This is a genomic window from Ensifer sp. KUDG1 (assembly GCF_050434285.1).
Lineage (GTDB): Bacteria > Pseudomonadota > Alphaproteobacteria > Rhizobiales > Rhizobiaceae > Ensifer.
In genome coordinates, this window is record NZ_JBNDIG010000008.1 from 190,159 (window position 1) to 217,010 (window position 26,852).

General features: G+C 63.2%; 29 protein-coding genes. 17 read left to right on the forward strand and 12 right to left on the reverse strand.

Annotation, left to right across the window (positions count from 1 at the left end; translation table 11 throughout):
• Positions 1-29: 29 nt before the first annotated feature.
• The gene (locus M2267_RS20435; RefSeq protein WP_429116594.1) at positions 30-1,484 is read left to right on the forward strand and encodes an extracellular solute-binding protein; all 1,455 of its coding nucleotides are present in this window, start codon (positions 30-32) and stop codon (positions 1,482-1,484) included.
• A gap of 85 nt (positions 1,485-1,569) precedes the next feature.
• Positions 1,570-2,661 (forward strand): ABC transporter ATP-binding protein, encoded by a 1,092-nt coding sequence (locus M2267_RS20440; RefSeq protein ID WP_429116596.1) that lies wholly within the window; start codon positions 1,570-1,572, stop codon positions 2,659-2,661.
• 42 nt (positions 2,662-2,703) lie between these two features.
• Here the strand turns inward: M2267_RS20440 and M2267_RS20445 are convergent, their stop codons facing one another.
• The 5 genes from M2267_RS20445 to M2267_RS20465 form a co-directional block, all read right to left on the reverse strand.
• Positions 2,704-3,210, reverse strand: a complete 507-nt coding sequence (locus M2267_RS20445; protein WP_192449675.1) for a GAF domain-containing protein — start codon at positions 3,208-3,210, stop codon at positions 2,704-2,706.
• 68 nt (positions 3,211-3,278) lie between these two features.
• Entirely contained in the window at positions 3,279-4,019 is a 741-nt protein-coding gene (locus M2267_RS20450; RefSeq protein WP_429116598.1) for an ABC transporter ATP-binding protein, read from the reverse strand.
• Positions 4,016-4,849 (reverse strand): ABC transporter ATP-binding protein, encoded by an 834-nt coding sequence (locus M2267_RS20455; protein ID WP_429116600.1) that lies wholly within the window; start codon positions 4,847-4,849, stop codon positions 4,016-4,018. Before M2267_RS20455 ends, M2267_RS20450 begins: the two co-directional genes overlap by 4 nt.
• Positions 4,849-5,754 carry an ABC transporter permease gene (locus M2267_RS20460; protein ID WP_429116603.1) on the reverse strand — a complete coding sequence of 302 codons (906 nt, stop codon included), beginning with the start codon at positions 5,752-5,754 and terminating at the stop codon, positions 4,849-4,851. Before M2267_RS20460 ends, M2267_RS20455 begins: the two co-directional genes overlap by 1 nt.
• A gap of 13 nt (positions 5,755-5,767) precedes the next feature.
• Positions 5,768-6,757: an ABC transporter permease gene (locus M2267_RS20465; RefSeq protein ID WP_429116878.1), complete on the reverse strand. Its 990-nt coding sequence runs from the start codon at positions 6,755-6,757 to the stop codon at positions 5,768-5,770.
• Between the two features lie 212 nt (positions 6,758-6,969).
• On the opposite strand from M2267_RS20465, the gene M2267_RS20470 reads away from it, so the two are divergent.
• From M2267_RS20470 to M2267_RS20480, 3 genes are all read left to right on the forward strand, one after another.
• A complete protein-coding gene (locus M2267_RS20470) occupies positions 6,970-7,653 on the forward strand; it encodes a helix-turn-helix domain-containing protein (protein WP_429116605.1) in 684 nt (227 codons plus the stop codon).
• 10 nt (positions 7,654-7,663) lie between these two features.
• Complete coding sequence (locus tag M2267_RS20475) at positions 7,664-9,253, forward strand: ABC transporter substrate-binding protein (protein WP_429116607.1); 1,590 nt, start codon at positions 7,664-7,666, stop codon at positions 9,251-9,253.
• 125 nt (positions 9,254-9,378) lie between these two features.
• Entirely contained in the window at positions 9,379-9,807 is a 429-nt protein-coding gene (locus M2267_RS20480) for an OsmC family protein (RefSeq protein ID WP_429116609.1), read from the forward strand.
• An 84-nt stretch (positions 9,808-9,891) separates the two neighbouring features.
• Here M2267_RS20480 and M2267_RS20485 read toward each other — a convergent pair whose 3' ends face one another.
• The 5 genes from M2267_RS20485 to M2267_RS20505 form a co-directional block, all read right to left on the reverse strand.
• Positions 9,892-11,187: an MFS transporter gene (locus tag M2267_RS20485; protein ID WP_429116881.1), complete on the reverse strand. Its 1,296-nt coding sequence runs from the start codon at positions 11,185-11,187 to the stop codon at positions 9,892-9,894.
• Positions 11,188-11,372: 185 nt separating this feature from the next.
• A complete protein-coding gene (locus tag M2267_RS20490; RefSeq protein ID WP_043613607.1) occupies positions 11,373-11,768 on the reverse strand; it encodes a MarR family winged helix-turn-helix transcriptional regulator in 396 nt (131 codons plus the stop codon).
• Between the two features lie 68 nt (positions 11,769-11,836).
• Positions 11,837-12,388 carry an N-acetyltransferase family protein gene (locus M2267_RS20495; RefSeq protein WP_429116612.1) on the reverse strand — a complete coding sequence of 184 codons (552 nt, stop codon included), beginning with the start codon at positions 12,386-12,388 and terminating at the stop codon, positions 11,837-11,839.
• Complete coding sequence (locus M2267_RS20500; RefSeq protein WP_429116614.1) at positions 12,378-12,899, reverse strand: hypothetical protein; 522 nt, start codon at positions 12,897-12,899, stop codon at positions 12,378-12,380. The genes M2267_RS20495 and M2267_RS20500 overlap by 11 nt, the downstream gene beginning before the upstream one ends.
• A gap of 50 nt (positions 12,900-12,949) precedes the next feature.
• Positions 12,950-13,375 (reverse strand): Lrp/AsnC family transcriptional regulator, encoded by a 426-nt coding sequence (locus tag M2267_RS20505; protein ID WP_043613515.1) that lies wholly within the window; start codon positions 13,373-13,375, stop codon positions 12,950-12,952.
• Positions 13,376-13,467: 92 nt separating this feature from the next.
• Here M2267_RS20505 and M2267_RS20510 point away from each other — a divergent pair, with 92 nt between their 5' ends.
• The 8 genes from M2267_RS20510 (at position 13,468) to M2267_RS20545 (ending at position 20,729) form a co-directional block, all read left to right on the forward strand.
• On the forward strand, positions 13,468-14,550 hold the full coding sequence (locus M2267_RS20510; RefSeq protein WP_429116883.1) for an ornithine cyclodeaminase: 1,083 nt from the start codon (positions 13,468-13,470) through the stop codon (positions 14,548-14,550).
• A 1-nt stretch (position 14,551) separates the two neighbouring features.
• The gene (gene ctlX, locus M2267_RS20515) at positions 14,552-15,523 is read left to right on the forward strand and encodes a citrulline utilization hydrolase CtlX (protein WP_429116617.1); all 972 of its coding nucleotides are present in this window, start codon (positions 14,552-14,554) and stop codon (positions 15,521-15,523) included.
• Positions 15,524-15,554: 31 nt separating this feature from the next.
• A complete protein-coding gene (locus tag M2267_RS20520) occupies positions 15,555-16,358 on the forward strand; it encodes a dimethylarginine dimethylaminohydrolase family protein (protein ID WP_043613513.1) in 804 nt (267 codons plus the stop codon).
• Positions 16,359-16,386: 28 nt separating this feature from the next.
• Positions 16,387-17,187 carry a transporter substrate-binding domain-containing protein gene (locus M2267_RS20525; RefSeq protein ID WP_429116619.1) on the forward strand — a complete coding sequence of 267 codons (801 nt, stop codon included), beginning with the start codon at positions 16,387-16,389 and terminating at the stop codon, positions 17,185-17,187.
• 164 nt (positions 17,188-17,351) lie between these two features.
• Positions 17,352-18,065: an ABC transporter permease gene (locus M2267_RS20530; protein WP_043613509.1), complete on the forward strand. Its 714-nt coding sequence runs from the start codon at positions 17,352-17,354 to the stop codon at positions 18,063-18,065.
• A complete protein-coding gene (locus tag M2267_RS20535; RefSeq protein ID WP_043613507.1) occupies positions 18,065-18,766 on the forward strand; it encodes an ABC transporter permease in 702 nt (233 codons plus the stop codon). The genes M2267_RS20530 and M2267_RS20535 overlap by 1 nt, the downstream gene beginning before the upstream one ends.
• A 36-nt stretch (positions 18,767-18,802) precedes the next feature.
• On the forward strand, positions 18,803-19,567 hold the full coding sequence (locus M2267_RS20540; protein WP_429116623.1) for an ABC transporter ATP-binding protein: 765 nt from the start codon (positions 18,803-18,805) through the stop codon (positions 19,565-19,567).
• A 10-nt stretch (positions 19,568-19,577) separates the two neighbouring features.
• The gene (locus M2267_RS20545) at positions 19,578-20,729 is read left to right on the forward strand and encodes a M20 aminoacylase family protein (RefSeq protein WP_429116626.1); all 1,152 of its coding nucleotides are present in this window, start codon (positions 19,578-19,580) and stop codon (positions 20,727-20,729) included.
• 26 nt (positions 20,730-20,755) lie between these two features.
• Here the strand turns inward: M2267_RS20545 and M2267_RS20550 are convergent, their stop codons facing one another.
• Both M2267_RS20550 and M2267_RS20555 read right to left on the reverse strand, forming a co-directional pair.
• Positions 20,756-22,132 (reverse strand): FAD-containing oxidoreductase, encoded by a 1,377-nt coding sequence (locus M2267_RS20550; RefSeq protein WP_043613500.1) that lies wholly within the window; start codon positions 22,130-22,132, stop codon positions 20,756-20,758.
• Positions 22,129-22,596 (reverse strand): DUF4126 domain-containing protein, encoded by a 468-nt coding sequence (locus tag M2267_RS20555; protein ID WP_429116628.1) that lies wholly within the window; start codon positions 22,594-22,596, stop codon positions 22,129-22,131. The genes M2267_RS20550 and M2267_RS20555 overlap by 4 nt, the downstream gene beginning before the upstream one ends.
• 330 nt (positions 22,597-22,926) lie before the next feature.
• On the opposite strand from M2267_RS20555, the gene osmF reads away from it, so the two are divergent.
• The 4 genes from osmF to M2267_RS20575 all read left to right on the forward strand — a co-directional run bounded on the left by osmF (position 22,927) and on the right by M2267_RS20575 (position 26,778).
• Positions 22,927-23,838 (forward strand): glycine betaine ABC transporter substrate-binding protein OsmF, encoded by a 912-nt coding sequence (gene osmF / locus M2267_RS20560; RefSeq protein ID WP_205236654.1) that lies wholly within the window; start codon positions 22,927-22,929, stop codon positions 23,836-23,838.
• 98 nt (positions 23,839-23,936) lie between these two features.
• On the forward strand, positions 23,937-25,106 hold the full coding sequence (locus M2267_RS20565) for an ABC transporter permease (protein ID WP_429116630.1): 1,170 nt from the start codon (positions 23,937-23,939) through the stop codon (positions 25,104-25,106).
• Positions 25,103-26,041: an ABC transporter ATP-binding protein gene (locus M2267_RS20570; protein WP_429116632.1), complete on the forward strand. Its 939-nt coding sequence runs from the start codon at positions 25,103-25,105 to the stop codon at positions 26,039-26,041. Before M2267_RS20565 ends, M2267_RS20570 begins: the two co-directional genes overlap by 4 nt.
• Positions 26,041-26,778: an ABC transporter permease gene (locus tag M2267_RS20575; RefSeq protein WP_429116634.1), complete on the forward strand. Its 738-nt coding sequence runs from the start codon at positions 26,041-26,043 to the stop codon at positions 26,776-26,778. The genes M2267_RS20570 and M2267_RS20575 overlap by 1 nt, the downstream gene beginning before the upstream one ends.
• The last annotated feature ends 74 nt before the right edge of the window (positions 26,779-26,852 follow it).

Here is a 26,852-nt window from a genome sequence, read left to right on the forward strand (position 1 = left end):
GGCATGAATTCATTCAACAGGAGGATAGAATGAGGAAATTGCTACTGGCATCTGCATCTCTCGCTGCGCTTGCGTTGGGGAGCGCGGGAACGGCGCTCGCCTGTGATCCGGATTACACCGGCGTTGAACTGACGGCGACCACACAGACCGGCCCCTACATCGCCTCGGCGCTGCAGCTTGCGGCCAAGGGCTGGGAAGAAAAGACCTGCGGCAAGGTCAAGGTCGTCGAGTTCCCGTGGTCGGAACTCTATCCGAAAATCGTGACGTCGCTCACCTCGGGCGAAGACGCTTTCGACGTGATCGCCTTCGCGCCTGCCTGGGCGCCCGACTTTACCGACTTCCTGTCGGAAATGCCGGCCGATATGCAGAAGGGCGCCGACTGGGACGACATCGCGCCCGTCTACCGCGAACAGCTGATGGTCTGGAACGGCAAGGTGCTGTCGCAGACGATGGACGGCGACGCCCATACCTACAGCTACCGCATCGACCTCTTCGAAAATGCCGACAACCAAAAGGCCTTCAAGGCGAAATACGGCTACGACCTGGCGCCGCCGAAGACCTGGAAACAGTATCTCGACATCGCCGAATACTTCAATCAGCCGGCCAACAACCTCTGGGGTACGGCGGAAGCCTTCCGCCGTGGCGGCCAGCAGTTCTGGTTCCTGTTCAGCCACGTCGCAGGCTACACCAGCCACCCGGACAACCCGGGCGCCATGTTCTTCAATCCCGAGACGATGGACGCCCAAGTCAACAGTCCCGGCTGGGTCCGCGGTCTCGAGGAGTACATTCGCGCGTCCAAGCTCGCGCCGCCGAATGCGCTGAACTTCTCCTTCGGCGAAGTGAACGCCGCCTTTGCCGGCGGCCAGGTGGCGGAATCGATCGGCTGGGGCGACACCGGCGTCATCGGCGCCGACCCGAAGCAGTCGAAGGTGGCCGGCAACGTCGGCTCGGCGTCGCTGCCCGGATCGGACGAGATCTGGAACTACAAGACCAAGAAGTGGGACAAGTTCGATCATGTCGTCCAGACCTCCTTCATGGCCTTTGGCGGTTGGCAGGCGGCGGTTCCCGCGACCTCGACCAAGCAGGAGGCAGCCTGGAACTATATCCAGTATCTGACGAGCCCGGCCGTCTCCGGCCAGGCGGCGATCACCGGTGGCACCGGTGTGAACCCTTACCGCATCTCGCACACGACCAATCTCGATCTCTGGTCGAAGATCTTCTCCGAGCGTGAAGCAAAGGAGTATCTGGGCGCGCAGAAGGAGGCGGTGACCGCCAAGAATATCGCGCTCGACATGCGCCTGCCCGGCTACTTCTCCTACACAGAAGTGCTGGAAATCGAGCTCTCCAAGGCGCTAGCCGGCGAAGTGACACCGCAGCAGGCGCTCGATAGCGTCGCCGAGCAGTGGAACAAGCTGACCGACGAGTTCGGCCGCGACAAGCAGCTCGCCGCCTATCGTGCGTCGATGGGTTTGCCACAGCAGTAACGTGACCATGCCCGCCCCGAGACGGTCGGGGCGGGCGCCACCGTCCCCGGCGCGGCCGGGCACAGACAGCAGCAAGGGTTTTCGCATGTCACAGGTCCGACTGGAGCAGATCACCAAGTCCTTCGGGAACGTCACGGTCATTCCGCCGCTCGATCTTCAGATCGCCGATCGCGAATTTGTCGTGCTCGTCGGGCCGTCCGGCTGCGGCAAGACGACGACGCTTCGCATGATCGCCGGTCTCGAAACGGCGACCTCGGGTTCGATCCGGATCGGCGACCGTGACGTCACGGATTTGCGCCCGGGCCTGCGCAATTGCTCGATGGTGTTTCAGAACTACGCGCTCTATCCGCACATGACCGTTGCCGAAAACATCGGCTACGGCATGAAGGTGCGCGGCACGCCGAAGGCGGAGATCGACAAGGCGGTGGCGGACGCGGCGCGCATCCTCAATCTCGGCGCCTATCTCGGCCGCAAGCCGAGCGCGCTTTCGGGCGGCCAGCGCCAGCGTGTGGCGATCGGCCGGGCGATCGTGCGCCAGCCAGATGTGTTCCTCTTCGACGAGCCGCTGTCCAATCTCGACGCCAAGCTGCGCATCGAAATGCGCACGGAAATCAAGCTTTTGCACCGCCGTCTTCAGACGACCGCCGTTTACGTGACCCACGACCAGGTGGAAGCCATGACCATGGCCGACCGCGTCGTCGTCATGAACCAGGGGCGCATCGAGCAGGCGGCGGATCCGATCACGCTTTACGAAGCGCCGGCCAATCTTTTCGTCGCCGCCTTCATCGGCGCGCCAAGCATGAATTTCCTCGAGGGGCGGCTGGAACGCGGCGATGGCGGGATGCAGTTCATCGCCGATGGCGATGTGGCGGTTGCTATCCCGGAGAGCCGTGCCGAAAAGCTCGGTGCATACGTTAGCAAGGCCGTCGTGCTCGGCATCCGGCCGGAACATACGATGGCGACGGACGCCAATGCGCCGACAGTCAGGCTGACCGTTCGCGATATCGAACCACTCGGCCCGCATACGCTGGCGCTCGGCCGGGTGGGGCCCGCAGCCTTCACGGCGCAGGTTCACGCCGCGTCACGTATCGGCCCCGAAGACCAGATCGCGGTGCCGATCGAGGCGGAGAAGATGCATTTTTTCCTGAAGGAAACCGGTGGGGCGATCGGTCGCTGACCGGGAAATGGCCGAAGGCGATGACGCCTCCGGCCTGCTGTCTTACTTCTTCTCGGCGCGCGCGGCGGCGAGGAAGGCGAGCTTGGCTGGCAGTTCCAGATGCTTGGAGAGTGCCACACGCTCGGGCGTGTAATGATGCTCGACGTCGAGGCAGTTGACGGTGCCGAGCAGCTCGCCGCCGACAACGACCGGGATGTTGGCGACCGAGCCGCAGCCGAGCGACCAGATGGTTTCGTGGTCGCCGAAGACCTTCGAGATGTCGACGATGGTGTTGGCGACAAAGGTCTGGTGCGCCTTGTGCACGATGTCGAACCAGCTGTCGTAGCGGATCGGCTTGGTGCCCGAGGTCGGATACTCCTCGGGATGCGAGGTATAGGCGCGGCGGGCGACTTCATTGACCATGTCGACGGTCATGATGGTGAAGAGCTTGGCGCCGATCACCTGGCGGCTAAGCGTCTGCAATGCGGTCCATACCGTATCGGCATCGGTGGCTTTGGCAATCGCCGCGTCGAATTCCGCCAGCGCGGCAGCGATCTGTTCACTGTTCATGCTATGTCCTTGGGGTTACTCGATATATTAGAAGGGGACGGACGAGAAATCGTCCCTGTTGTCCCATCCTAGTTGGCATGCGCGGCGCTGATCTGCATCAGTTCACGCGAATAGGGATCCTTGAGGTCGCCGCGCTTGAGGTCGGCGACATCGGCAATCTCGACGATACGGCCCTGGCGCATGACGGCAAGGCGATCGCAGAGGAAGGAGACGACGGCCAGATTATGGGTGACCATCAGGAAGGTGAGGTTCTGTTCGCGCCTGAGGCGCTTCAACAGGTTGAGGATTTCGGCCTGGACCGAGACGTCGAGCGCCGAGGTCGGCTCGTCGAGCAAAAGCACCTTCGGCTTGAGCATCAATGCACGGGCAATCGCGACGCGCTGGCGCTGGCCGCCCGAGAGCTGATGCGGAAAGCGGAAGCGGAACTTGCGGTCGAGGCCGACCGAGGTCATCACCTCCTCGATGCGCGCACTGCGGTCGCCGATACCGTGGATCGTCAGTGCTTCGCCGAGGGTCGCGTCGACGGTCTTTCGCGGGTGCAGCGAACCGTAGGGGTCCTGGAACACCATCTGGCACTGGCGCGAGAAGGCGCGGTCGATGCCATGGCCGCGCGGTGCGCCGAGCACGGTGATCTCGCCCGACCATTCCGGCGCGAGGCCGGCGATCGCCTTCAACACGGTCGATTTCCCCGAGCCGCTTTCGCCGACAAGGGCGAAGCTCTCGCCGTCGGCGATATCGAGATTGACGTCGTGAGTGATCTGCACGTCGCCGTAGGAGATGTCGAGGTTTTTCAGAGAGAGCGCGGTCATGCCTTGGCCCATGCGCTGCGGTCGAGCACCGGCAGCTCGTCCCGTGTTTCATCAAGGCGCGGGATCGAGGCGATCAGCCCGCGTGTATAGGGATGCTTTGCCGCCATCAACTCGCCGGCCTTGCATTCCTCGACCACCTCGCCGGTGTTCATCACGAGGATGCGGTCGCAATAGCTGGAGACGAGGTTGAGGTCGTGGCTGATGAAGATCAGCCCCATGCCTTTGCGCTTCACCAGTTCGTCGATGATGTCGAGCACCTGCGCCTGGACGGAGACGTCGAGCGCCGAGGTCGGCTCGTCGGCGATCAGGAGGTCCGGCTCGGGGATCAGCATCATCGCGATCATCACGCGCTGGCCCATGCCGCCCGAGACTTCATGCGGATAGAGCTTCGCAACGCGTTCCGGGTCGGCAATGCGCACCGATTCCAGCATGGCGAGCACGCGGGCATTGACCTCCCTGCGCGGCAGCTTCTGGTGCGTCAGCAGTGCTTCGGCGATCTGCTCGCCGATGGTCATGACCGGGTTCAGCGAGAACTTCGGGTCCTGCATCACCATCGAGATGCGGGCGCCACGGATGGCACGCATCTGCCGCTCGGATTGTTTCAGAAGGTCAATGCCATCGAAGACGAGCTTCTCTGCGGTGACGCGGCCCGGCGCGCGGATCAGCTGCAGGATGGAACGGCCGGTCATCGACTTGCCGGAGCCGCTCTCACCGACGATGCCGAGGCGCTCGCGGCCGAGGGTGAAGGAGATGCCGCGCACCACCTCAAGATCACCGCGGGGCGTCGGGAAGGTGACGCGCAGGTTTTCGACTTCGAGAAGATTGCTCATCAGCGTTGCTCCCCGCTCTTCGGATCGAGAACGTCGCGCAGGCCGTCGCCGAGGAAGCAGAAGCCTAGGCTGACGAGAATGATGGCAAAGCCCGGCATGGTCGCAACCCACCACTGGTCGAGGATGAACGAGCGGCCGCGCGAGATCATCGCCCCCCATTCGGGAAGCGGCGGCTGGGCGCCAAGACCGATGAAGCCGAGGCCGGCCGCCGTCAGGATGATGCCAGCCATGTCGAGTGTGACGCGCACGATCATCGAGGAGGTGCAGAGCGGCAGCACGTGGCCGAGGTTGACGCGCAGGCTGGAAGCGCCGAGCAGTCGCACCGCCGAGATGAACTCGGAGTTCTTGAAGGTGAGTGTTTCGGCGCGCGCTACGCGGGCGTATCCGGGCCAGGAGGTGATTGCGATGGCGATGATCGCGTTTTCGATGCCGGGGCCTAGGGCCGCGACGAAGGCGAGCGCCAGGATCAGCTTCGGCAGCGACAGGAAGATGTCGGTGATGCCCATCAGGATGCGATCGACCCAGCCGCCGAAATAGCCGGCGGCAACGCCGATCACCAGGCCGGCGGGTGCTGCGAGCACGGCGACCAGTGTGACGATGGCGAGCGTGATGCGTGAACCGTAGACGACACGGGACCAGATGTCGCGGCCGAGCTCGTCGGTTCCCATCCAGTGGGCCGCACTCGGTGGCAGCAGGCGTTCGCCGAGCGACTGGCGCAGCGGATCGTGCGTGGCGAGCCAGGGTGCAAAGAGCGCCGTCAGCACCAGAGCGAGGATGATGATGCCGCCGACGACAGCGAGCGGGTTGCGCATCAGCGCGCCGAAGATGCGGTAAAAGCGCCCGAGGCGCGCCTGCATCGGCGAGGCGGGGCTGTCGTCGATCAGCCATTCACGAAGTGCGGTCATGGTCGCTCCTCCCTTAGCGTGCACGCGGATCGAGCACGCGGTAGAGCACGTCCGAAATCTTGTTGATGCCGATGAAGACCGCGCCGATGACGAGGGTCGAGCCGAGCACGGCCGCCATGTCGGCGTTGAGCAGGGCGACGGTCAGGTAGTTGCCGATGCCGGGCCAGGAGAAGATCGTTTCGATCATCACTGAGCCTTCGAGCAGGCCGGCATAGGAAAGCCCGATGACGGTGATCAACGGCACGCGGATCGGCCGGAAGGCGTGGCGCCAGATGACGAGGCGCTCCGGCACGCCCTTGACGCGGGCGGTCGTCACATATTCCTGGCTCAGCTGGTCCAGCATGAAGGAGCGCGTCATGCGGGCGATGTAGGCCAGCGAGAAGAAACCGAGGCAGGAGGCCGGCAGGATCAGGTGCCAGACGGCGTTGCGGAAGATCTCCCATTCGCCGGCGATGATGCTGTCGATGAGGATCAGGCCGGTCACGGGCGACACCATGCCGTCGTAGAAGATATCGACGCGTCCCGGGCCGCCGACCCATTTCAGCTTCGCGTAGAAGATCGCCAGGCCGACGAGGCCGAGCCAGAAGGCAGGCACGGAATAGCCGAGCAGGCCGATGACGCGGATAAACTGATCAAGCCACGAGCCGCGGCGGGCGGCGGCAAAAACGCCGAGCGGCACGCCAATCAACACGCCGAGGATGATGCCGAGCGTCGCCATTTCGAGCGTCGCCGGAAAGACGCGAGCGAGGTCCTCGATGACAGGTTTGCCGGTCGAAACGGAGGTGCCGAAATTGCCCATGGCGACATCGCCGACATAACTGACGAACTGGGTGATGAGCGGCTGGTCGAGGCCCATTTCCTGGCGGACGCGCTCATAGACGGCGACGGGCGCGCGGTCGCCGACGACGGCCAGGACCGGGTCGATCGGGACAATGCGGCCGATGAAAAAGGTGATGGCAAGCAGGCCGAGGAAGGTTATCGCAAGCGTAACCAGGAAGCCCATGAACGAGAAAAGGCGCTGGCGTGCCCGGCTGGGCCGAGCGGCGCGTCGTACAGGCGCTGCTGCTGTGGTGCTGTTGTTTGCCACGTGGCGATTCCATCCCTCTTCGCTTGCGGTCTGAATTGTCGATACCGCAAAAATTCGCTTGGAGTATATAAATAAGTTTGCTTAAATCAAAAAAATTTTACTGGGCGGAAACGGGAGGAGTAACCGCTGTGAGCGATCCGTCTGAGGATACGCAAGCCGCTTCGGGCAAATCGGCCGGGGCAGGGCAGCCGAAGGTGGGCGCGCTGGTGCGTGCGCGGCGCCGGCAGATGCATATGACATTGCAGGCGCTCAGCGATGCGGCCGGGGTTTCGGTCGGCTACCTCAGCCAGATCGAGCGTGATCTCGCCATGCCGTCACTCGGCACCCTGGCGCAAATAGCCCAAGGGCTCGGCGCCGAACTCAACCATTTTATCCTCGCACCGGCGATCGACACCGGGCTCTCGCGTGCCGAAGGCCGCATGGTGTTTTCGGTCGGCGGTTCGCCGGTTTCCTATGAGCGCATCGGTGCGGATTTTGCCGGCAACCAGCTGTCGAGCTTCGTCATCACCATTCCGCCGGGGCATCGGTCCGAGGTCTTCAGCCACGAGGGCGAAGAGCTCGTCTACATGCTTGAAGGCGAAATCCTGTTCGGGCTCGACGGCGACGACACCATGCTTTCGCCCGGCGACGGTCTGCATTTTCGCGGCATCCAGCCACATTACTGGTGGAACAGGACCGACAAGCCCGTGCGGCTGATATGGACCGGCACGTTGCCGCTCTTCCGCCTGCGCGCTTCCCAATTCAACGAGACCGGCGCGCCGCAATCGGCGCTGAAGCCGGCACCCACAAAAACCAAGCCTCATCGAAAATAGGAGAATGATGATGAGAATGTTCAAGGCCGCGGTCTTCGCGGCGTCCCTGATGCTGAGCGTGGCGCCGGCCGCACTCGCCGAAACGCCGGCCGATGTGCTGGTCGTCGCCCAGAACATCGACGACATCGTCAGCATCGATCCGGCCGAGGCCTACGAGTTCTCGTCGGGCGAATACGTCACCCAGACCTATGACCGCCTGGTGCAGTACGATGCGCCCGACGTGAAGAAGCTGGCGCCGGGTCTGGCCTCCGAATGGACGGCCGACGATGCGGCAAAGACGATCACCTTCACGCTGCGTGATGGCGTTACCTTCTCCTCGGGCAACCCGTTGCGCGGCGAAGACGTCGTCTACTCCTTCAAGCGCGTCGTCGTTCTCAACAAGGCGCCTGCCTTCATCCTGACGCAGCTCGGCTGGACCCCTGAGAACATCGACAAGATGGTGACCGCCGACGGCAACAAGGTCACGATCAAGTACGAAGGCGACTTCTCGTCGGCCTTCGTTCTCAACGTTCTCGCCGCCCGCCCGGCTTCGGTCGTCGATGCGGAAACCGTCAAGGCCAACGAGGCCGACGGCGACTTCGGCAATGCCTGGCTGAAGGCCAATTCGGCTGGTTCGGGTCCGTTCGTTCTCAAGGCCTTCCGCGCCGGCGAACTCTTGAACCTTGCCAGCAACCCGAACTACTTCGGCGGCGCTCCGGCAATCAAGGGCGTGATCATCCGCCACGTGGCCGAAGCCGCGACCCAGCAGCTGATGCTGCAGACCGGTGACGTCGACATGGCCAAGAACCTGACGCCGGACCAGGTGTCGGGTCTCGAAGGCAAGGACGGCGTCAAGGTCGAATCCTATCCGCAGGCCGCCGTGCACTTCCTGTCCTTCAACCAGAAGGACGCAGCCCTGCAGCCGCCGGCCGTCTGGGAAGCCGCGCGCTACCTCGTCAACTACAAGGGCATGACCGACAGCTTCCTCAAGGGCCAGATGGATGTTCACCAGGCCTTCTGGCCGAAGGGCTTCCCGGGTTCGCTCGATGAAACGCCTTACAGCTACGACGTTGAAAAGGCGAAGAAGATCCTCGCCGACGCCGGCATCAAGACGCCGATCAAGGTGACCCTCGACGTCATCAACTCGACGCCGTTCACCGACATGGCGCAGTCGCTGCAGGCATCGTTTGCCGAAGCCGGCATCAACTTCGAAATCGTCCCGGGCACAGGCAGCCAGGTGATCACCAAGTACCGCGCCCGCACGCATGAAGCCATGCTGCTCTATTGGGGCCCGGATTTCATGGACCCGCATTCGAACGCCAAGGCGTTTGCCTATAACGAAGACAATGCCGACGACAAGTACCAGTCGACGACCACCTGGCGGAACGGCTGGGCGGTTCCGGCCGAACTTAACGAGGCGACCAAGGCAGCCCTCAAGGAAGCCGATCCGGCCAAGCGCGACGCGCTTTACGTCGACCTGCAGCGCAAGGTGCAGGAAAAGTCGCCGATCGTGATCATGTTCCAGGCAGCGACCCAGGTCGCGATGAAGGACAAGGTTGAAGGCTACGTCAACGGCGCCACCTCCGACTTCGTCTTCTACCGCCTGGTGAAGAAGAACTGATCGGCCAGCGATCGCCCTTGCGCCGATGAGAAAAAGGCGCACATATCAAAACGCCCTGGGCCTTCCGGCCCGGGGCGACGTGTTTCTACCGATTGGTTTGATCAAGTTCTGGGAAGGTTTGCGAAATGGCGGATGTGAAGGTGAGAACGCGGGAAACCGGTGCGACGGCGGTCGTCGGCAAGGCCGGCTTTCCGCATGTGACGTCGGTGACCGGCGGCGAACTCGATATCGTCACCGGCCCGTCGCAGGCGGGCTACGGCCCGCTCGACCTGCTTTACGCGTCGCTCGCAAGCTGCCTGGTGCTGAGCGCGCGTATTGCCGCCAGCCGATTTGGCGTGCTCGACAGGCTGACGGAAGTGAGCGCCAAGGTGACCGGCGAGAAGGCCTATGACGAGCCCTCCCGTGTGGCGAAGTTCAACATCGTCTTCGATATCAAGGGCGATTTCGACGACACGGTCCGCCATGCGATCGCGGAAGCGGCCGAAAACGAAATCTGCACGGTCAGCAACACGATCCGCGGCAATCCGGAATTCGTCACGACGTTTGGCCACTGATCTTCGGGGTCTCCAGATCTAAAACAAAAGGGCGGGCTGCCATTGGCAGCCCGCCCTTTTGATGCATCCACTGCTGAGACCCATTCAGGCCGGCTGCGGGGTGAGCGCCTCCGGTTGGCGCCGGCCGATGGTCAACACCAAGAGGGCCGCAACGATGCAGAGCATGCCGGCCGCGATCAAGGCCGGCGTATAGGTCTCCAGCGACGTCCGGCTGGCGCCGGCGAGAAAGGTCGCGCTGGCGGCTCCGAGCTGATGGCCGGTGAAAACCCAACCGAAGACAAGGGCAGCGCGCTCCGGTCCGAAGCGTTCAGCCGAGAGCTTCACGGTCGGTGGAACCGTGGCGACCCAATCCAGGCCGTAGAAGATCGCAAAAATCGACAGCGTGTAGATGTTGAAGCCGCTGAATGGCAGGAACATCAGTGACAGGCCGCGCAGGCCATAGAACCAGAAGAGCAGCCAGCGGTTGTCGTAACGATCCGACAGCCAGCCGGAGCCGATGGTGCCGATCAGGTCGAACACGCCGATCAGTGCCAGCAGGCTGGCCGCGGCGACCGGGGCAATACCGACATCGCCGCAGATCGAAACCCAGTGGGTCTGGATGAGCCCATTGGTGCTGAAGCCGCAGACGAAGAAGGTGGCAAACAGCACCCAGAAGGTGTTGGTCCTCGCGGCGTCGACGAGCGCCCGGATCGGTGCGATCAGCAGTTCCCCGAAGCTCTTCGCCTTTGGCGGCGCCGGAGCCATCTGCTTCGAGCCGAAGGGTGAAAGGCCGAGGTCGCCAGGGCGATCCTGCATGAAAAGCAGGACCAGCGTGAAGGCCGCAAGCAGGATGACGATGATCAGCGTCAGCGCCGAGCGCCAGCCGATCGTTTCGGTGAGGGATGCAAGAAGCGGCAGGAAGACCAATTGCCCAGTGGCGTTGCTGGCGGTCATTAGCCCGACGACGAGCCCGCGTCGCTTGTCGAACCAGCGCGTCGCGACCGTGGCCCCGAGCACAAGCGCCGTCATGCCGGTGCCGACGCCGAGCACCACGCCCCAGATCGCGACCAGGTGCCAGAGTTCCGTCATGTAGAAGGAGGCGGCGATGCCGGAGATGATCAGGATCAGTGCCGTGGAGACGACCGGGCGCACGCCGAAATGGTTCATGAAGGATGCAGCGAACGGACCGAGCAGACCGAAAAGGCAAAGCCGGATGGCGAGCGCCAGCGAAATTTGCGCGTTGGTCCAGCCGAATTCAGTCTCGAGCGGCTTGATCAGCACGCCGGCCGAGCCCATGGCGCCGGCGGTGGACAGCATGACCAGAAATGTGACGGCGGCGACAGCCCAGCCGTAATGGATATTGCGTTTGGCAAGATAACGCGCAAGCGCCGGACCGAGCATCGTCGATTTCCTTTCGTCCATGTTTTCGGGCATGCGACAGCGCTGCGCGGGCGGTTGGGAGCGCAGGTCGCAGATTGAACCGTTGTTTGGCAGTATTCTTCCGGTTCCAGGCAGCTCAGATTGCCTGGATTATCCTGGCCTCAAGTCCCAGAGCGCGGCCAGAAAGTTGATCTGGAAACGAGGCGCTAAAGCGCCAGCAGCAGGTCCTCCAGCTGGGCGGTGGCGTCGGCTCCCAGCCGACCCTCGATCTTGTCCTGGGCCGCCTGCCAGAGCGGTGCGGCGTCAGCCAGTATCCGGTGGCCGCTCTCCGTAAGTTCGACAATGGCCTCCCGCTGGTCCTTTCCGCTTCCCGTCGCGGCCAATCCCATTCCCTCCAACACCTTGACGTTGCGACTGACCGTTGATCGCTCGAGTTCGATCTTCCGGCCAAGCTCGGTCATCGAGATCGGTTCATCGCGCGCGATGTGCCGAAGCAGGCTGAACTGAGCAAGGTTGAGGCCAATCGGCTGAAGTGCATCGTCATAGACTGACGTCACTCGCCGGGTGGCTTTGCGTAGGAGGGCACAGTAGCAACGAGACATGATGTGTGTATATACACGCAATAGATTGGCGTCAAGCGTTCCGTGGCGCGAGGCGCTGTTCGGAGCGATCAGCGGTTCAAGCGAAACTGAAGAACGTGGTTGGGATAAGCCTGGTCCCCGATGATGAAATGGGTTTGTCCTGCCATCTCAAAACCGTTCGCGAGGTAGAAGGCCGTGGCCTTTTCATTTTCAGCGTTCACCGCCAGCCACGTGCTTGGCCGGCCAGTGTCCAGGCAGAATTGCAGGCCGGTTTTCAGGAGAGCTTTCCCGAGGCCGCGACCATGGTGGCGGGGCTGGACGTAGAGCGTCGTGATTTCCAGCTCGGAGGCGATGTCCACCGGCGCTTGTGAATTTGCCGACATGCGCAAGAAGCCGTCGATGCCGACGGCGTTCTGCGAAACCCAGACGGTCTCGTAGCCGTCGCGCAGGATCTCTTCGAAGCGCGCGGTGGTAAACTGCTCCAGCGCATAGTCGGCAAAGAATGCGTTGACGCCTTCCCTGATGTACGTATGCAGCCAGACTTCCAGGCTGATCGCCGCAAGGCTGGATGCATCCGCCATGGTCGCGCGTCTGATCGTCGTCTCGTTCGTCACGCGGCTCTCGTCGATCTCAATCGACAAAGGCTTCGAGTTCCTTGTCGAACTCGACCTCGACGACGTTGTTGAAGAGCGCCGTCGCCACCATGATGCCGGCGAAGGCGACGAGGTCGACCAGCGCCTTGGCGTCGTAGCGCGCCTTGAGGCCCGTCCAGATTTCCTCCGGAACCGCATTGCTGTCGGCGACGATCGCGCGACCGAAGGCAATCAGCCGCTGTTCGTCTTCGCTCGGCACGACGGTATGAAAATCGATGCCGGCATTGGCAAAGGCGCGGCGGAAGAAGCCCATGGCGATCGGCGACTTCATCGCTTCCGAGATGGAATGGGAAAGGAACCAGATCGCCCTGTCGTCGAGGGCCGGGCGCAGTTCCTCGCGCAACGTGAACCATTCCGCATAGATGCGGTGCGCGACCGGTGAATGCAGGAGCGTGCGCTTCATGTTGGTCATGCGGCCGCGCACGCGGACCTCCTCGTCATGCACGGCGCGGATATCGTCGGAAGCGGTGTCGTAGTCGATCTGGGGGATATGGCTCATGGTCATGCCTGTCTTGGTGGCGCGAGCTGCGCAGATGATGGTTAGAAGCGTTAGACGGTGCTGAGCAGAATGCTCGTTTCGCTGTTCGACACGCCGTCGACGTCGCGCACTTCGCGCAGGATGCGATCGAAATCGCTGAGGCTGTTGGCGCGGATTTCGGCAACCAGATCCCAGCCGCCATTGGTGGTGTGCAGCGCATAAAGTTCCGGCAGGCCGCGCAGGTATTTGATCACTTTGGTGGTGTTGCGACCGCTGACCTCGATCATCATGATCGCACGGATGGCGCGATCGTCATAATCCTGCCGCACGCGCAGGGTGAAGCCGAGCACCGCCCCGCTCTCGAGCAGCCGGTCGATGCGAGTCTGCACGGTCGCCCTCGATATGCCGAGCACCGCAGCGATCTTGGAGTAGGGCGCGCGGCCGTCTTCTCGCAGGAGCGAGATGAGCTGGTGATCGAGGTCATCGAAGATATGCATGAAAGATGTATATTACGATTGCGCAAATTGCTCAATATGCCCTTCAATTTTACGCAAGTTTAAAATTTCAACTCACTTCTTGCGAGCCTACGCTGACTTCATCGAATTTCTCCGATGGAGTTTTAAACGTGGTTCAGTATGTCGGTGTCGGCAACGTAATCGAGCTGGTCAAATCGATCGGCATTGAGACGTTCCTTGTGGGTCTTGCGGAATATATCGAGGACGATTTCCGCCGCTGGAACGCATTCGAGAAAACCCCGCGGCTTGCGAGCCACTCGAAGACGGGCGTCATCGAGTTGATGCCGACCTCCGATGGCGAGCATTACGGCTTCAAATACGTCAACGGCCACCCGAAAAACCCGAATGTCGGCCTGCAGACGGTGACCGCCTTCGGCGTACTCTCCGATGTCAGCACTGGCTACCCCTGCCTGGTCTCCGAAATGACGATTATGACGGGCCTGCGCACGGCGGCGACGTCGGCGCTGGCCGCGAAGTACCTCGCTCGCCCCGACGCCCGCTCGATGGCGATCATCGGTCTCGGCGCCCAGTCCGAATTCCAGGCGCTCGCCTTCCGCGCGCTTCTCGGCGTCAAGCGGCTGCAGGTTTTCGACATCGACAGCGAAGCGGCGACCAAGTTCTGCAACAACCTCGCGGATATGGACTTCGACATCGTCGTCGCCGCGACCGCGGAAGAAGCCGTATCCGGCGCCGACATCATCACCACCGTCACGGCCGACAAGCGCAACGCCACGATCCTCTCCGACAACATGGTCGGCGCCGGCGTGCACATCAATGCGGTCGGTGGCGATTGCCCCGGCAAGACTGAACTGCAGGGCGATATCCTGCGCCGCGCCGACGTCTTCGTCGAATATCCGGAGCAGACCCGCATCGAAGGCGAGATCCAGCAGATGGCGCCGGACTTCCCGGTCACCGAACTCTGGCAGGTGATTGCCGGCGAGGCCGAAGGCCGTCGCTCGAGCGCCCAGATCACCATCTTCGATTCCGTCGGCTTTGCCACCGAGGACTTCTCGGCGCTGCGTTTCCTGCGCGACAAGATCCAGGGCACCCCGTTCTACACCGAGCTCGACCTGACGACACAGCCGGAGCATCCGCGCGACCTCTATGGCCTGTTCCGGCAGCAGCCGACGGCCCCCGTCGAGCGGAGCGCTGCGTAAGATGAAGAGACTGTCCGTACAGGCGCCGAAGGGCGTCGTGATGATCCGTCCGCACCATTTCGGCCCGAACCCGATGACGGCCGAGGACAACGCCTTCCAGGCAACCGACGCGGCGCGCCAGCCATCGGCAATCGCCAAGGAGGCCTATGACGAAGTCAGCCGTATGGCTGACGGGCTCGCCGACGCCGGCGTCGCGGTTCACCTTTTCGAAGACGAAACGACGACGCGTCCCGACTCGGTCTTCCCGAACAACTGGTTTTCGACCCACTCGGGCGGTCACGTCGCGATCTATCCGATGTATTCGGAAAGCCGCCAGAGCGAACGCCGCGCCGACATTATCGAAATGCTGAAGAGCGAGTACCGCGTTCAGGACGTGATCGACTATTCCGGTCTCGAAAAGGACGGTGTCTATCTCGAAGGCACCGGCGCCATGGTGCTGGACCATATCGGTCGCGTCGCCTATGCCGCCCGCTCCAACCGCACCAACGAAGTGGCGCTGGAGCGCTTCTGCACCCACTTCAATTTCGAGCCGATGATCTTCGGCGCGGTCGATCGCCAGGGCAATTCGATCTACCACACCAACGTGCTGATGTGCATCGGCACCGAGTTTGCGCTGATCGGCACGAGCATGATCCCGGATGCGGCCCGCCGCCAGGAAATTTGCGCCCGCCTGGAAGAGACCGGCCGCCAGGTCATCGATCTGACGCTGGAGCAGATCGAGAACTTTGCCGGCAATGCCATCGAACTCGATGGGGCCGACGGCCGCGTCGTCGTCATGTCGGCCCGCGCACTCGCTTCGCTCCGCCCCGACCAGATCAAGGCGCTGGAAGTCTCGGCGCGTGTTCTCGCCTTCGACGTTCCAACCATTGAGCTTGCTGGCGGGTCCGTGCGCTGCATGCTCGCTGGCGTTCACCTGTCCCGTCGGGAAAACGTGAACAAGCAACCGCTTTACGCCGCCATGTCCGATCGCTAGAAGCACCTCATCCAAGCCAAAGGTATTACAAATGTCGCAGTCACGCCCCGTCTACCAGTTCAACAATATCATCGTGCGCACCCCGTCGAAGTCGGTCGTCAACGGCCTGCGTGCCGACGATCGCGGCAACCCGACCTTTGAGGGTGTAAAGGCTGAACACGACGCCTACATCGCGGCGATGAAGGATGCGGGCGTGAAGGTCACGGTGCTGCCGGCGCTCGAAGCCTTCCCGGACTCGATCTTCGTCGAGGATCCGGCGCTGGTCTTTACCGAAGGCGCGATCCTTCTGCGTCCGGGCGCCGAGACCCGCGTCAAGGAAACGCCCGAGATCGAGCCGACGCTGCGCGCCATGTTCGAGACCGTGCTCGACCTGCCGGGCGAAGGCTTTGCCGATGGCGGCGACGTGCTGACGACCCGCGAAAGCGTGATGATCGGCCTTTCGGCCCGCACCAACAAGGTCGGCGCCGAAGCCCTTCAGGCTTGCCTCACCAAGCTTGGCCGCAAGAGCGAGATCGTCGCAACGCCGGAAGGCGTGCTGCACTTCAAGACCGATTGCTCGCTGCTCGACGACGAGACCGTGCTGTCGACCGCGCGCCTTGCCAAGTCCGGCGCGTTTGAGCGTTTCAAGCAGGTGATCATTCCCGAGGGCGAAGAGCCTGCGGCCAATGCACTGCGCGTCAACGACGTCGTCATGGTCGGCTCGGACTTCCCGCGCACGATAGAGATGCTCGACAAGCTCGGCTACAAGGTCGTGCCCATGAAGACGACGGAGATCGGCAAGATCGACGCGGGCCTGTCCTGCATGTCGCTGCGCTGGTTCAGCAACACGCTCTGATCCGACGCAATCCCCGAGGAGGAACATTATGAAGACGTTGAAGACCGCCCTGTTCGCAGGGATCGCCCTTTCCATGGCTGCGGGCAGCGCCCTTGCCGAGGACACGCTGCGCCTCGGCATGACGCCGGAGCCCTACATGCCCTTCACCCAGGTCAACGCCGGCGGTGAGTGGGAGGGCCTGGAAGCCGATCTTTCCCGTGCGCTTTGCGAGAAGATGGCCGTCAAGTGCGACATCAACCAGATGGCCTGGGACGGACTGATCCCGTCGCTCAAGGAAAACAAGATCGACTTCATCATCGGCGCCTTCTCGATCACCGACGAGCGTCGTCAGGTCGTAGATTTCTCGGCGCCGTATTACACCGAGGGCACGTCTTTCGTCGGCTCCAAGGGTGATACCAGCGAGATCAAGACGATCGACGCGGCCGATGGCTCCGGCAAGATCATCGATCCGGCAAGCGTCGAGGGCAAGATCATCGGCGTGCAGGCGTCGAGCGTCCAGTCGGCCTATGTCGCCAAATACCTGACCGGCGCCGAAGCCAAGAGCTACGATACCGCCGACAATTCGGTCGCAGACCTCATTGCCGGTCGCGTCGACTATGTGCTGATCCCCGATCTCTACATCCAGACGTTCCTGAAGACGCCTGAAGGTGCGGACTACGAGGTCAAGGTCGAAGTGCCGAAGAACGTCACGCTCGGCGAAGGTGTCGCCTATGCCGTGCGCAAGGGCGATGCCGCAACGCTCGACAAGGTCAATGCCGGCCTTGCTGCCCTGGAAAAGGACGGCACGACGCAGAAGCTCGTCGACAAGTGGATCTTCGGCAAGAAGTGATCGCATGACTTGGAAGCCGGCGGCGGTCTTGGATCGCTGCCGGCCTCGATCGCCAAACCGGCCGCAGCGTCGGGGCACCATCGCAGCAGGCGCGACAGCACCTTCCCGACCTGAGGGCGGGCGGCGCCTGGGCTGACGAGACACTCGGGAACAGGTAACGACGGATGGACTATTACTGGCAATTGCTTGCCTGGGGCGGCGAGGGCTGGGGCGACGATTTCGCCTGGGGCCTGCTGATGACCTTGCAGGTATCCGTGGTCGCCTATGCGGTTGCGGTTCTCTTCGGTTTCCTCGGGGCTGCCGGTAAACTGTCGAAACACCGCGTCCCGCGGTTTCTCGCCGACATCTACACGACGGTCGTGCGCTCGCTTCCTGAGCTGCTCGTCATCCTGCTTCTCTATTTTTCGGTAGCAAGCGGCGCCGAACGGCTGTTGAAACACTTCGGCCTCGTTGCCGAGAGCTTCCAGTTCAGCCCGTTCTGGGCGGCGATCATCGCGCTCGCGTTCGTTTCCGGCGCGTTCATGACCGAGGTGCTGCGCTCCGCCTTCCTTTCGGTGCCGCCGGGCCAGATCGAGGCGGCGGTCTCGATCGGCATGTCCAGGCAGAAGATCTTCACCCGTATCGTCTTCCCGCAGATGATGCGCCACGCGGTTCCCGGCATGGGCAATCTCTGGCTGTCGATCACCAAGGAAAGCGCCATCATCAGCGTGCTCGGCTCCTTCAGCGAGCTGCTCTACACCGGCTATCGCGCTGCTGCTGGCACCAAGCAGTACATCTTTTTCTATGGGCTGACGGCCATCCTGTTCCTGGCGATCACGCTCGTTTCCGTGCTGGTGATCGCGCAGATCGAACGCCGCCTCAACCGGGGGCACCACTGATGGATACGATCTCCAACGTCCTCGGCTTTCTGCCGGCGCTGCTCAAGGCCACTCCGCTGACGCTGCTGCTGACGGCGGTCGCCGGCGTCTTCGGTCTCGTCCTCGGCACGCTGGTCGCGCTCGCCCGGCTGTCCGGCCGCCGTGTGCTCTCGGTCCCGGCCTATGTTTTCACCTTTGCTTTCCGCGGCACGCCGCTGCTCGTGCAGATCTATCTGATCTACTATGGCCTCGGGCAGGTCCTGCCCGGCACCTGGGTGCGCCACAGCTTCCTTTGGCCCTATCTGCGTGATGGCCTGTGGTATGCGATCTTTGCGCTCAGCCTCAACCAGGCGTCCTATAACGCAGAGGTTATCCGCGGCGCGATCAAGGCAATCCCGCGCGGACAAATCGAAGCGGCAAAATCGATTGGCATGCGCTCGTCGATGATCCTTCGCCGCATCACCCTGCCGCAGGCGTTCCGCTCCTGCCTGCCGGTGCTGACGGGCGACCTGATCATCCTGCTGAAGACGACGTCGCTCGCCTCGACGATCACCGTGCTTGAGGTGATGGGCACCGCCCGCATCCTACAGCGCCAGTCGCTGTTGACCTTCGAGCCGCTGATTGCCGCCGGCATCATCTATTTCACCGTCGTCTTCATCCTGACGCGCATCATGGGCGTCGTCGAGAAGCGGCTCACCCGCTACCGCACGGCGAAGGCATAAAGAGGAGGCGCGCCAAGGCGCGCGAGAGGAACGAACATGGTCGCATCAGCGCTTTCGGTGAAGAACATTCACAAGAGCTTCGGGTCCGTCGAGGTGCTGAAAGGCGTCTCCTTCGAGGCAAAGTCCGGCGACGTCATCTCGCTGATCGGCAGCAGCGGCTCCGGCAAGAGCACGCTTCTGCGCTGCATCAACTATCTGGAGACGCCGGACGACGGGGAGATCTCCGTCTCGGGCGAGGTGATCCGGACGGCCAAAGGTAAGGACGGCAAGTTCCATGCCGTCGACAAGCGACAGCTCGAACACATCCGCACCCGTCTCGGCATGGTGTTCCAGAGCTTCAATCTCTGGTCCCACAAGACCATCCTTGAAAACATCATCGAAGGGCCGATCCATGTGCTCGGCATGACGAAGAAGGATGCGATCGGCGAAGCCGAGCTCTTGATGGAAAAGGTCGGCATCACGCCGAAGCGCGATCACTATCCCAACCAGCTTTCCGGCGGCCAGCAGCAGCGCGCGGCGATTGCCCGGGCGCTGGCGATGAAGCCCGAAGTGATGCTCTTCGACGAGCCGACTTCGGCGCTCGATCCGGAACTCGTCAACGAGGTGCTGCTCGTCATCAAGAGGCTTGCCGAAGAAGGGCGCACGATGGTGATGGTCACCCACGAAATGTCACTCGCCCGTGATATCTCCAGCGAAGTGATCTTCCTACACAAGGGTCTGGTCGAAGAACGCGGTGCGCCCCAGCAGATGATGCGTGACCCGCAATCGGCGCGCCTGCGCCAGTTCCTGCAGATGGCTTGAGGAGGCCCTAATGCGCGACGCCAGCTTTTCCGAGTTCGTGCCTGAACTCGTCGATATTCGTCACACCCTGCACCAAATGCCCGAGATCGGCCTTTCCGAGGTGAAGACCTCGGAGTTTGTCGCCGGCCTCTTGCAATCCTGGGGCTTCGAGGTCACCCGTGGTCTTGCGACAACCGGCATCGTTGCAACGCTGAAGCGCGGCAACAGCAACCGCGCCATCGGCTTTCGCGCCGATATGGATGCGCTGCCGATGCAGGAAGAGACCGGCCTTGCCTATCAGAGCAAGCATCCGGGCGCGATGCACGCCTGCGGCCATGACGGCCACACCAGCATGCTGCTCGGCGCGGCCTGGGCGCTGTCGAAGGACGAGAGCTTCAACGGAACGGTTCACCTGATCTTCCAGCCGGCCGAGGAGAATTTCGGCGGCGGCAAGCTGATGATCGAGGACGGCCTGTTCGAGCGCTTCCCCTGCGAGCGCGTTTATGCGCTTCACAACTGGCCGGGTCTTCCGGTCGGCCAATTCTCCAGCCGCGCCGGCGCCATGGCGGCGTCGATCGACGTGCTGACGCTGACGATCAAGGGCAAGGGCGGCCACGGCGCGCAGCCGGAACTGACGGTCGACCCGGTCGTCGTCGGTTCCAGCGTGGTGATGGCGCTGCAGACGCTGGTCTCGCGCAACGTCTCGCCGCACCAGCCGTCCGTATTGACGGTCGGCTCGTTTCAGGCGGGTTCCGCCTCCAACATTATTCCGGATACCGCGGTGCTGGAAATCAGCATGCGCGCCATGGACCCTGTCGTCCGCAAGCAGTTGCAGGAGCGTGTCGAGCAGATCGCCCGCCTGCAGGCGGAAAGCTTCAACGCCGAAGCCGTCTTCGACTGGCAGGTCGGCTATCCCGCGACGATCAACGATGCCGAGGCGGTCGGGGATGCGCGTGCGGTGATCGCCGACACATTCGGCGCAGATGCCTATGTCGAGTTGCCTGAGCCGCTGATGGGCAGCGAGGACTTCTCGTTTTTGCTGGAAAAGGTGCCGGGCGCCTATGTGCTGATCGGCAATGGCGACAGCAGTGGGCTGCACACAACCCGCTACGATTTCAACGACGACATTCTTGAGCGCGGCGCGACCTATTTCTACCAGCTCGCACGCGCGGCGCTCGTTTAAGCGCGCGGCATCAAACGCCCGGTCGCTCAGGTGGCCGGGTGAAGGTCGCCGAAGACCGTCGGGATCAGCTCCGACACGGTCGGGTGGATATGAACCGCGTGCGTGATCGTCGTGTAGGGCTTGCCGGCATACATGACGTCGAGGATGCTCTGCACCGCCTCGTCGCCGCTCGTTCCGAGGATCGAAGCTCCGAGAATCTTCTTGCTTTCGGCGTCGACGATCACTTTCATGAAGCCTTCGGTTTCTCCCTTTTCCACGGCACGGCCGACACGGGTCATCGGTCGCGTGCCGATGAGCAGCTTGCGTCCCGCCTTGCGCGCCTCGGTTTCCGTCATGCCGGCGCGGCCAAGCGGCGGATCGATGAAGAGGCCGTAGGTCGAAATGCGGTCGCTGACCTTCCGCGCCTCGCCGTCGAGCAGATTGGCGGCGATGATCTCGAAGTCGTTGTAGGCCGTGTGGGTGAATGCGCCGCGGCCGTTGCAGTCGCCCATCGCGAAAATATGCGAGACGTTGGTCGCAAGCTGCTCGTCGACTTCGATATAGCCGCGGGCGTCAGTCTTGACGCCGGCGCGGTTAAGATCGAGATCGTCGGTGTTCGGCCGGCGCCCGGTCGCGAGCAGCAGGTGGGAGCCGACGATCTCGGGTGCGCCCGCCGTGCAATCCACGCCGGCGACGACGTCGTCGCCACTCCTGGCAAAGCGGATGCACTCGGCATTAAGGCGAAACTGGATGCCCTCTTTCTCCAGGATGGCGAGAATGGCGTCGGAAACGTCCGTATCCTCGCGGCCGATCAGCCGCGGCCCCTTCTCGATCACGGTGACTTCGGAGCCGAAGCGACGGAACATCTGCGCAAACTCGAGCCCGATGTAGCTGCCGCCGACGACGATCAAGTGGCGGGGCAGGGTGTCGAGATCCATGATCGAGACGTTGGTGAGATACGGTACGTCCGCGACACCGGGGAAATCCGGGGTCGCGGCGCGCCCGCCGACATTCAGAAAGATCTGGTCGGCCGAGAGCAGCGCGTCGCCGACCCGGATCTCATGCGGGCTTTCGAAGCGCGCATGGCCTTGGAACACGGTGCAGTTCTCCATGCCTTTCAGCCAGTTTTCGATGTTTCCCCGGGACGTGAACCGCACCGTGTCCTTGCGCGCCATGACGCGGGCAAAGTCGATGGTGACCGGGCCGGTCGTCACGCCATAGTCTGCGCCCCGTCGCGCCAGATGCGCGGCATAGGCGCTCGCGACCATCGCCTTGGTCGGCATGCAGCCGGTGTTGACGCAGGTGCCGCCGAAGTGCTTGCGCTCGATCAGGGCGACGGTCTTGCCGGCCGCCGTGAGCCGCCCGGCAAGCGATGGACCGGCCTGGCCGGCACCGATGATGATTGCGTCGAAATGTTTCGTCATGAGACCGAGGACACCACCCAGAGTGCGAGGAGAACGGCAACAGCATCCTCGAGAAGGGCGATCGGCAGATCCTTGCCGCCGATGGCCGCAACGAGGCGCTTGCGCGCTTCATAGCCGCCGAGCGTTCCGATAATTGCACCGATGACGCCGGCGACCAGTCCGGGGAGCATAGCACCTCCGACCGTGCCAAGCACGGCGCCGCAGAAAGCGCCCGAAACGATGCGGGCGCCGAACTGCTGGGGAACCTTGCGGCTTGGCGTGCTCGGCAACTGATCGCCGACGAACTCCACGAGCGCCAGAAGGCCGGCGACATAGGGCGTGAACCGGAAGCCCATGAAGGCCGCCCAGGTACCGCTGAGCGGCAGCCAGCCGGCGGCTGCGCCAATGCTGACGGCGGCGGGTGCGGTCATGGTGCGCAGGCCGGCAACCACGCCGAGAAGCAGCGCGAGAAGATAGATCGACATGAATTCCCCGAACGTTCGCCGGGCGAGCCCGGCCGTCAGCCCCAGACGGGTCGGGTCGGGCGGCTTCGCGACCAAGAATGAAAGCGGTTGTTTCTGGCGGGCCGCAATCAGAGTGACGGACAATGCCGGCCTTTGCAATCGCGCAATCACCGGCGGCTTCTCTTAGTCTACGCTTTCGATCGTCTTAGTCGCCGGCGAGATTATTCGCCTGCTACAGTCTCTGCGTGCAACCCTATTTTTTGCCGGGGCCTGACATATATGGAATGCCTTGCCCCGACGGAGCGGGCGTTCCGTGATCAAACTTGCGGAGCGAAACTCGAGGAGAGACCCATGCGCCTGACCAGACTGCTTATCGGAACTGCCCTTGCCTTCACGCTGACTGCTGCCGCGGCGAGTGCCGATGTGGTCGTATCCTCGAAGATCGACACGGAGGGCGGTGTGCTCGGCAACATCATCCTTGCGGTGCTCAACGCCAACAACATCAAGACCGTCGACCGCGTCCAGCTCGGGGCGACGCCGGTCGTGCGCAAGGCGATCACCGCCGGCGAGATCGACATCTATCCGGAATACACGGGCAATGCCGCCTTCTTCTTCGAAAAGGCCGACGATCCGGTCTGGAAGGATGCCGCCAAGGGCTACGAGACGGCCAAGAAGCTCGACTATGACGCCAACAAGATCGTCTGGCTGACGCCGTCACCGGCCAACAACACCTGGGCGATCGGCCTGCGCAAGGAAGTGGCCGACGAAAACAAGCTCAAGACGCTCAGCGATTTCGGCAAGTATGTCGCCGGCGGTGGTAAGCTCGTGCTGGCGGCGTCGTCGGAATTCGTGAACTCGGCCGCCGCACTGCCGGCGTTCCAGACGACCTACGGCTTCACCTTGAAGCAGGACCAACTCATCACGCTTTCCGGCGGTGATACCGCGGCAACGATTGCGGCCGCGGCGAACCAGACGAACGGCGCGAACGCGGCCATGGTCTATGGCACCGACGGTGGCATCGCGCCGTCAGGTCTCGTCGTGCTGGAGGATGACAAGGCGGTACAGCCCGTCTATCAGCCGGCCCCGATCATCCGCGAAGCGGTACTCAAGGAAAACCCGCAGATCGAGGAACTCTTGAAGCCGGTGTTCGAGAAGCTGGACCTGGTGACGCTGCAGGAGCTGAACGGCCGCGTGCAGGTCGGCGGCGAACCGGCCAAGGCGGTCGCCGAGGACTTCCTGAAGAAGAACGGTTTCCTGAAATAAGTTGACGGACACCCGGGACGCTGGTCGGATGGCCGGCGTTCCGGGATAGGCCTGCAGGTGCCGGAGACGCGCCGGCACAGGCGGGGAGGGAATGTGGTTTGAAAGCACTCCGCTTTGACAAGCTCGGAGCGATCATTGCGGCCCTGGCGCTCGGCGGCGCCTTCATCGCACCTTTTGCAACGTTTCGTGCCAACCGTATCGTCGCCGGCGAGGTCAAGTCGGTGGCCGACGCCCTGCCTGCGGGCTGGAGTGCCGTGCTGTCGGCCATCGTGGTCTGCGCGGTCGTCGTCGCGCTGCTGCGCTCGGCCGCTTATCTGCGTCTCGCTGCGGCCTTTGTCGCGCTCGCCACGCTGGCGCTCGGCATCGGCGTTGCCGCCACGCATCTGACGCCTGAAGCCAATACTTATGCCCGGGTGTCGCCCGCTTCGGGCTTTTGGACCATGCTCTTTGCCTTCGGGCTGCTCGCCGCCGACGCCTTGACGCGACTGCGCCCGGCGCCTTTCGTGCGCGTCGTGGTGCTCGTCGCCGTGCTTGGATTTATCGGGATACTCTTGCTTTCCGGCACCTGGGACGGTCTTTCCATCCTGAAGGAGTATGCGAGCCGGGTGGACACGTTCTGGGCGGAGGGCCGCAAGCACGTGACCCTGGCGCTCGGCTCGCTCGTCGCTGCGACCGTCGTCGGCATCCCGCTCGGAATCCTCTGCCACCGGGTCACGCGACTGCGCGACGGATTGCTCGGCGTGCTGAACGCGATCCAGACGATCCCGTCGATCGCGCTCTTCGGCATTCTCATCGCGCCGCTCGGCTGGATCGCCCTCCATGTGCCGGGCGCCGCCGCGATCGGCATTCGTGGTATTGGCGTTGCCCCGGCCTTCGTCGCCCTCTTCCTCTATTCGCTGCTGCCTGTCGTCGCCAACACCGTCGTCGGACTGGCCGGCGTTCCGCGAGACGCAAACGATGCCGCGCGTGGCATCGGCATGACCGATTGGCAACGGCTGGTCGGCATCGAATTTCCGCTGGCCTTTCCGGTGATCCTCACCGGGATCCGCATCGTGCTCGTCCAGAATATCGGCCTTGCGACCATCGCTGCGCTCATCGGCGGCGGCGGCTTCGGCGTCTTCGTCTTTCAGGGCGTCGGCCAGACCGCGATGGACCTCGTGCTGCTCGGTGCCGTCCCGACGGTCGTGCTGGCGTTCGCCGCGGCGATCGTGCTCGACGCGGTCATCGAGATGGCCACACCCAACACCAGGCAGGCAGAGGCCGCATGATCGAGATCGAGAACATCACCAAGCGCTATGGCGAAAGCACCGTTGTCGACGACGTCAGCCTGACGATCGCGCCGCGCACGGTCACGGTCGTCGTCGGGACCTCCGGCTCCGGCAAGACCACGCTTCTGCGCATGGTCAACCGGCTGGTCGAGCCGACCTCGGGCACAATCCGCCTCGACGGCGAGGACAATCGTTCGCTACCCGGTTATGAGTTGCGCCGGCGGATCGGCTACGCGATCCAGGGGCACGGTCTGTTTCCCCACCGCACCGTCGCCCAGAACATCGCGACCGTGCCGACCTTGCTCGGATGGGAGCGGGCGCGCATCGATGCGAAGGTGGAGGAACTCCTGCGCCTTTTCCAGCTCGATCCTGCCGATTTCGGTCCGCGTTTCCCGCACGAACTGTCCGGCGGCCAGCAGCAGCGTGTCGGCGTCGCCCGGGCGCTTGCCGCCGAGCCCAAGGTGCTGTTGATGGACGAGCCCTTCGGAGCGCTCGATCCGATCATCCGCGCCAAGGCGCAGGACGACCTGCTCGCCATCCAGAAACACTTCCAGACGACGATCATTCTCGTCACTCACGATATGGAAGAGGCCTTTCACCTGGCCGATCGCATCGCCGTCATGGACAAGGGCAAAGTGGTGCAGTACGCGACCCCCGCCGAAATGCTGCTGAAGCCGGCCACCCCCTTTGTCGAAAGCCTGATTGGGTCGGGCGAACGGCCCTATCGTCTACTGGCGATCGCGCCGGTTTCGAGCGCGGTGGAGCCCGGCGCTGCCGAAGGCGCGCCGATTTCGAGCGATGCCAGCCAGAGGGAAGCCCTGGCCGAACTCCTTTGGTCGGGACGAGACGCGCTGCCCGTGGCAGGTCCAGACGGTGCCGTGATCGGCAGGGTCAGCCTGAAGGGATTGGCCAAACGCGCGGCCGGTCCAGCCTGATGCCGAAGCTCGCCCCCCTCATTCGCATCGCGGTTTTCCTGATTCTGGTCGCGTTCCTGCTGCAGCCCCAGTGGTTCGAGCCGCTGCTGCGACCGCTGGTGCAGGACAACGCGCCGGTCATCTACAACCAGGGAAGCCTGCTGCAGCTGACGTTCCTGCATCTGCGCACGGTGGCGCTGGCGGTGGCAGCGGCCGCGCTGGTCGCGCTTGCGCTTGCCATTCTCGTCACGCGCACCTCCGGAGCGGAATTCCTGCCGCTCTCGCGCAGCCTGGTGAACATCGGTCAGACTTTTCCGCCCGTTGCGGTGTTGGCGCTCGCGGTTCCGATCTTCGGCTTCGGCGAAAAGCCGACGCTGATTGCGCTCTTTCTCTACGGCCTGCTGCCGATTTTCGAGAATGCGCTGACGGGGCTGACGACCTTGCCCCCGTCGGTCATGGAGGCGGCGCGTGGCGCCGGCATGACGAGCGGCCAGCGGCTTCTCAAGGTGGAGCTGCCGCTGGCGATGCCGGTGATCCTGGCGGGCATCCGGCTGTCGTTCGTCATCAGCCTCGCAACCGCGACAATCGGATCGACGGTCGCCGCAAAAACGCTTGGCGAAGTGATCATCGCCGGGCTGCAATCGAACAACCTTTCCTTCGTCGTTCAGGGTGGCCTGATCGTCGCAACGCTTGCGGTGCTTTTGCACGACGGGTTGCAGGCGGCGGAGCGGAAGCTTGCCGCGCGCATGGGCCGCTGAAGCAGCTTTCACGGAGCGGCCCAAGGAATGCTCCCATTCATCGGCGTGCCAAGCCCTGGCGCCGTGCTAGAATG

Coding starts and splice junctions, on each gene's coding strand:
- M2267_RS20445 (WP_192449675.1), bottom strand. CDS start 3,210: ATGAACAGTGAACAGATCGCTGCCGCGCTGGCGGAATTCGACGCGGCG.
- M2267_RS20520 (WP_043613513.1), top strand. CDS start 15,555: ATGTCGCAGTCACGCCCCGTCTACCAGTTCAACAATATCATCGTGCGC.
- M2267_RS20505 (WP_043613515.1), bottom strand. CDS start 13,375: ATGCATATCTTCGATGACCTCGATCACCAGCTCATCTCGCTCCTGCGA.
- M2267_RS20525 (WP_429116619.1), top strand. CDS start 16,387: ATGAAGACGTTGAAGACCGCCCTGTTCGCAGGGATCGCCCTTTCCATG.
- M2267_RS20575 (WP_429116634.1), top strand. CDS start 26,041: ATGCCGAAGCTCGCCCCCCTCATTCGCATCGCGGTTTTCCTGATTCTG.
- M2267_RS20435 (WP_429116594.1), top strand. CDS start 30: ATGAGGAAATTGCTACTGGCATCTGCATCTCTCGCTGCGCTTGCGTTG.
- M2267_RS20465 (WP_429116878.1), bottom strand. CDS start 6,757: ATGGGCTTCCTGGTTACGCTTGCGATAACCTTCCTCGGCCTGCTTGCC.
- M2267_RS20485 (WP_429116881.1), bottom strand. CDS start 11,187: ATGCTCGGTCCGGCGCTTGCGCGTTATCTTGCCAAACGCAATATCCAT.
- M2267_RS20490 (WP_043613607.1), bottom strand. CDS start 11,768: ATGTCTCGTTGCTACTGTGCCCTCCTACGCAAAGCCACCCGGCGAGTG.
- M2267_RS20550 (WP_043613500.1), bottom strand. CDS start 22,132: ATGACGAAACATTTCGACGCAATCATCATCGGTGCCGGCCAGGCCGGT.
- M2267_RS20460 (WP_429116603.1), bottom strand. CDS start 5,754: ATGACCGCACTTCGTGAATGGCTGATCGACGACAGCCCCGCCTCGCCG.
- M2267_RS20475 (WP_429116607.1), top strand. CDS start 7,664: ATGAGAATGTTCAAGGCCGCGGTCTTCGCGGCGTCCCTGATGCTGAGC.
- M2267_RS20545 (WP_429116626.1), top strand. CDS start 19,578: ATGCGCGACGCCAGCTTTTCCGAGTTCGTGCCTGAACTCGTCGATATT.
- M2267_RS20570 (WP_429116632.1), top strand. CDS start 25,103: ATGATCGAGATCGAGAACATCACCAAGCGCTATGGCGAAAGCACCGTT.
- M2267_RS20455 (WP_429116600.1), bottom strand. CDS start 4,849: ATGAGCAATCTTCTCGAAGTCGAAAACCTGCGCGTCACCTTCCCGACG.
- M2267_RS20440 (WP_429116596.1), top strand. CDS start 1,570: ATGTCACAGGTCCGACTGGAGCAGATCACCAAGTCCTTCGGGAACGTC.
- M2267_RS20535 (WP_043613507.1), top strand. CDS start 18,065: ATGGATACGATCTCCAACGTCCTCGGCTTTCTGCCGGCGCTGCTCAAG.
- M2267_RS20480 (WP_429116609.1), top strand. CDS start 9,379: ATGGCGGATGTGAAGGTGAGAACGCGGGAAACCGGTGCGACGGCGGTC.
- M2267_RS20555 (WP_429116628.1), bottom strand. CDS start 22,596: ATGTCGATCTATCTTCTCGCGCTGCTTCTCGGCGTGGTTGCCGGCCTG.
- ctlX (WP_429116617.1), top strand. CDS start 14,552: ATGAAGAGACTGTCCGTACAGGCGCCGAAGGGCGTCGTGATGATCCGT.
- M2267_RS20450 (WP_429116598.1), bottom strand. CDS start 4,019: ATGACCGCGCTCTCTCTGAAAAACCTCGACATCTCCTACGGCGACGTG.
- M2267_RS20540 (WP_429116623.1), top strand. CDS start 18,803: ATGGTCGCATCAGCGCTTTCGGTGAAGAACATTCACAAGAGCTTCGGG.
- M2267_RS20530 (WP_043613509.1), top strand. CDS start 17,352: ATGGACTATTACTGGCAATTGCTTGCCTGGGGCGGCGAGGGCTGGGGC.
- osmF (WP_205236654.1), top strand. CDS start 22,927: ATGCGCCTGACCAGACTGCTTATCGGAACTGCCCTTGCCTTCACGCTG.
- M2267_RS20500 (WP_429116614.1), bottom strand. CDS start 12,899: ATGAGCCATATCCCCCAGATCGACTACGACACCGCTTCCGACGATATC.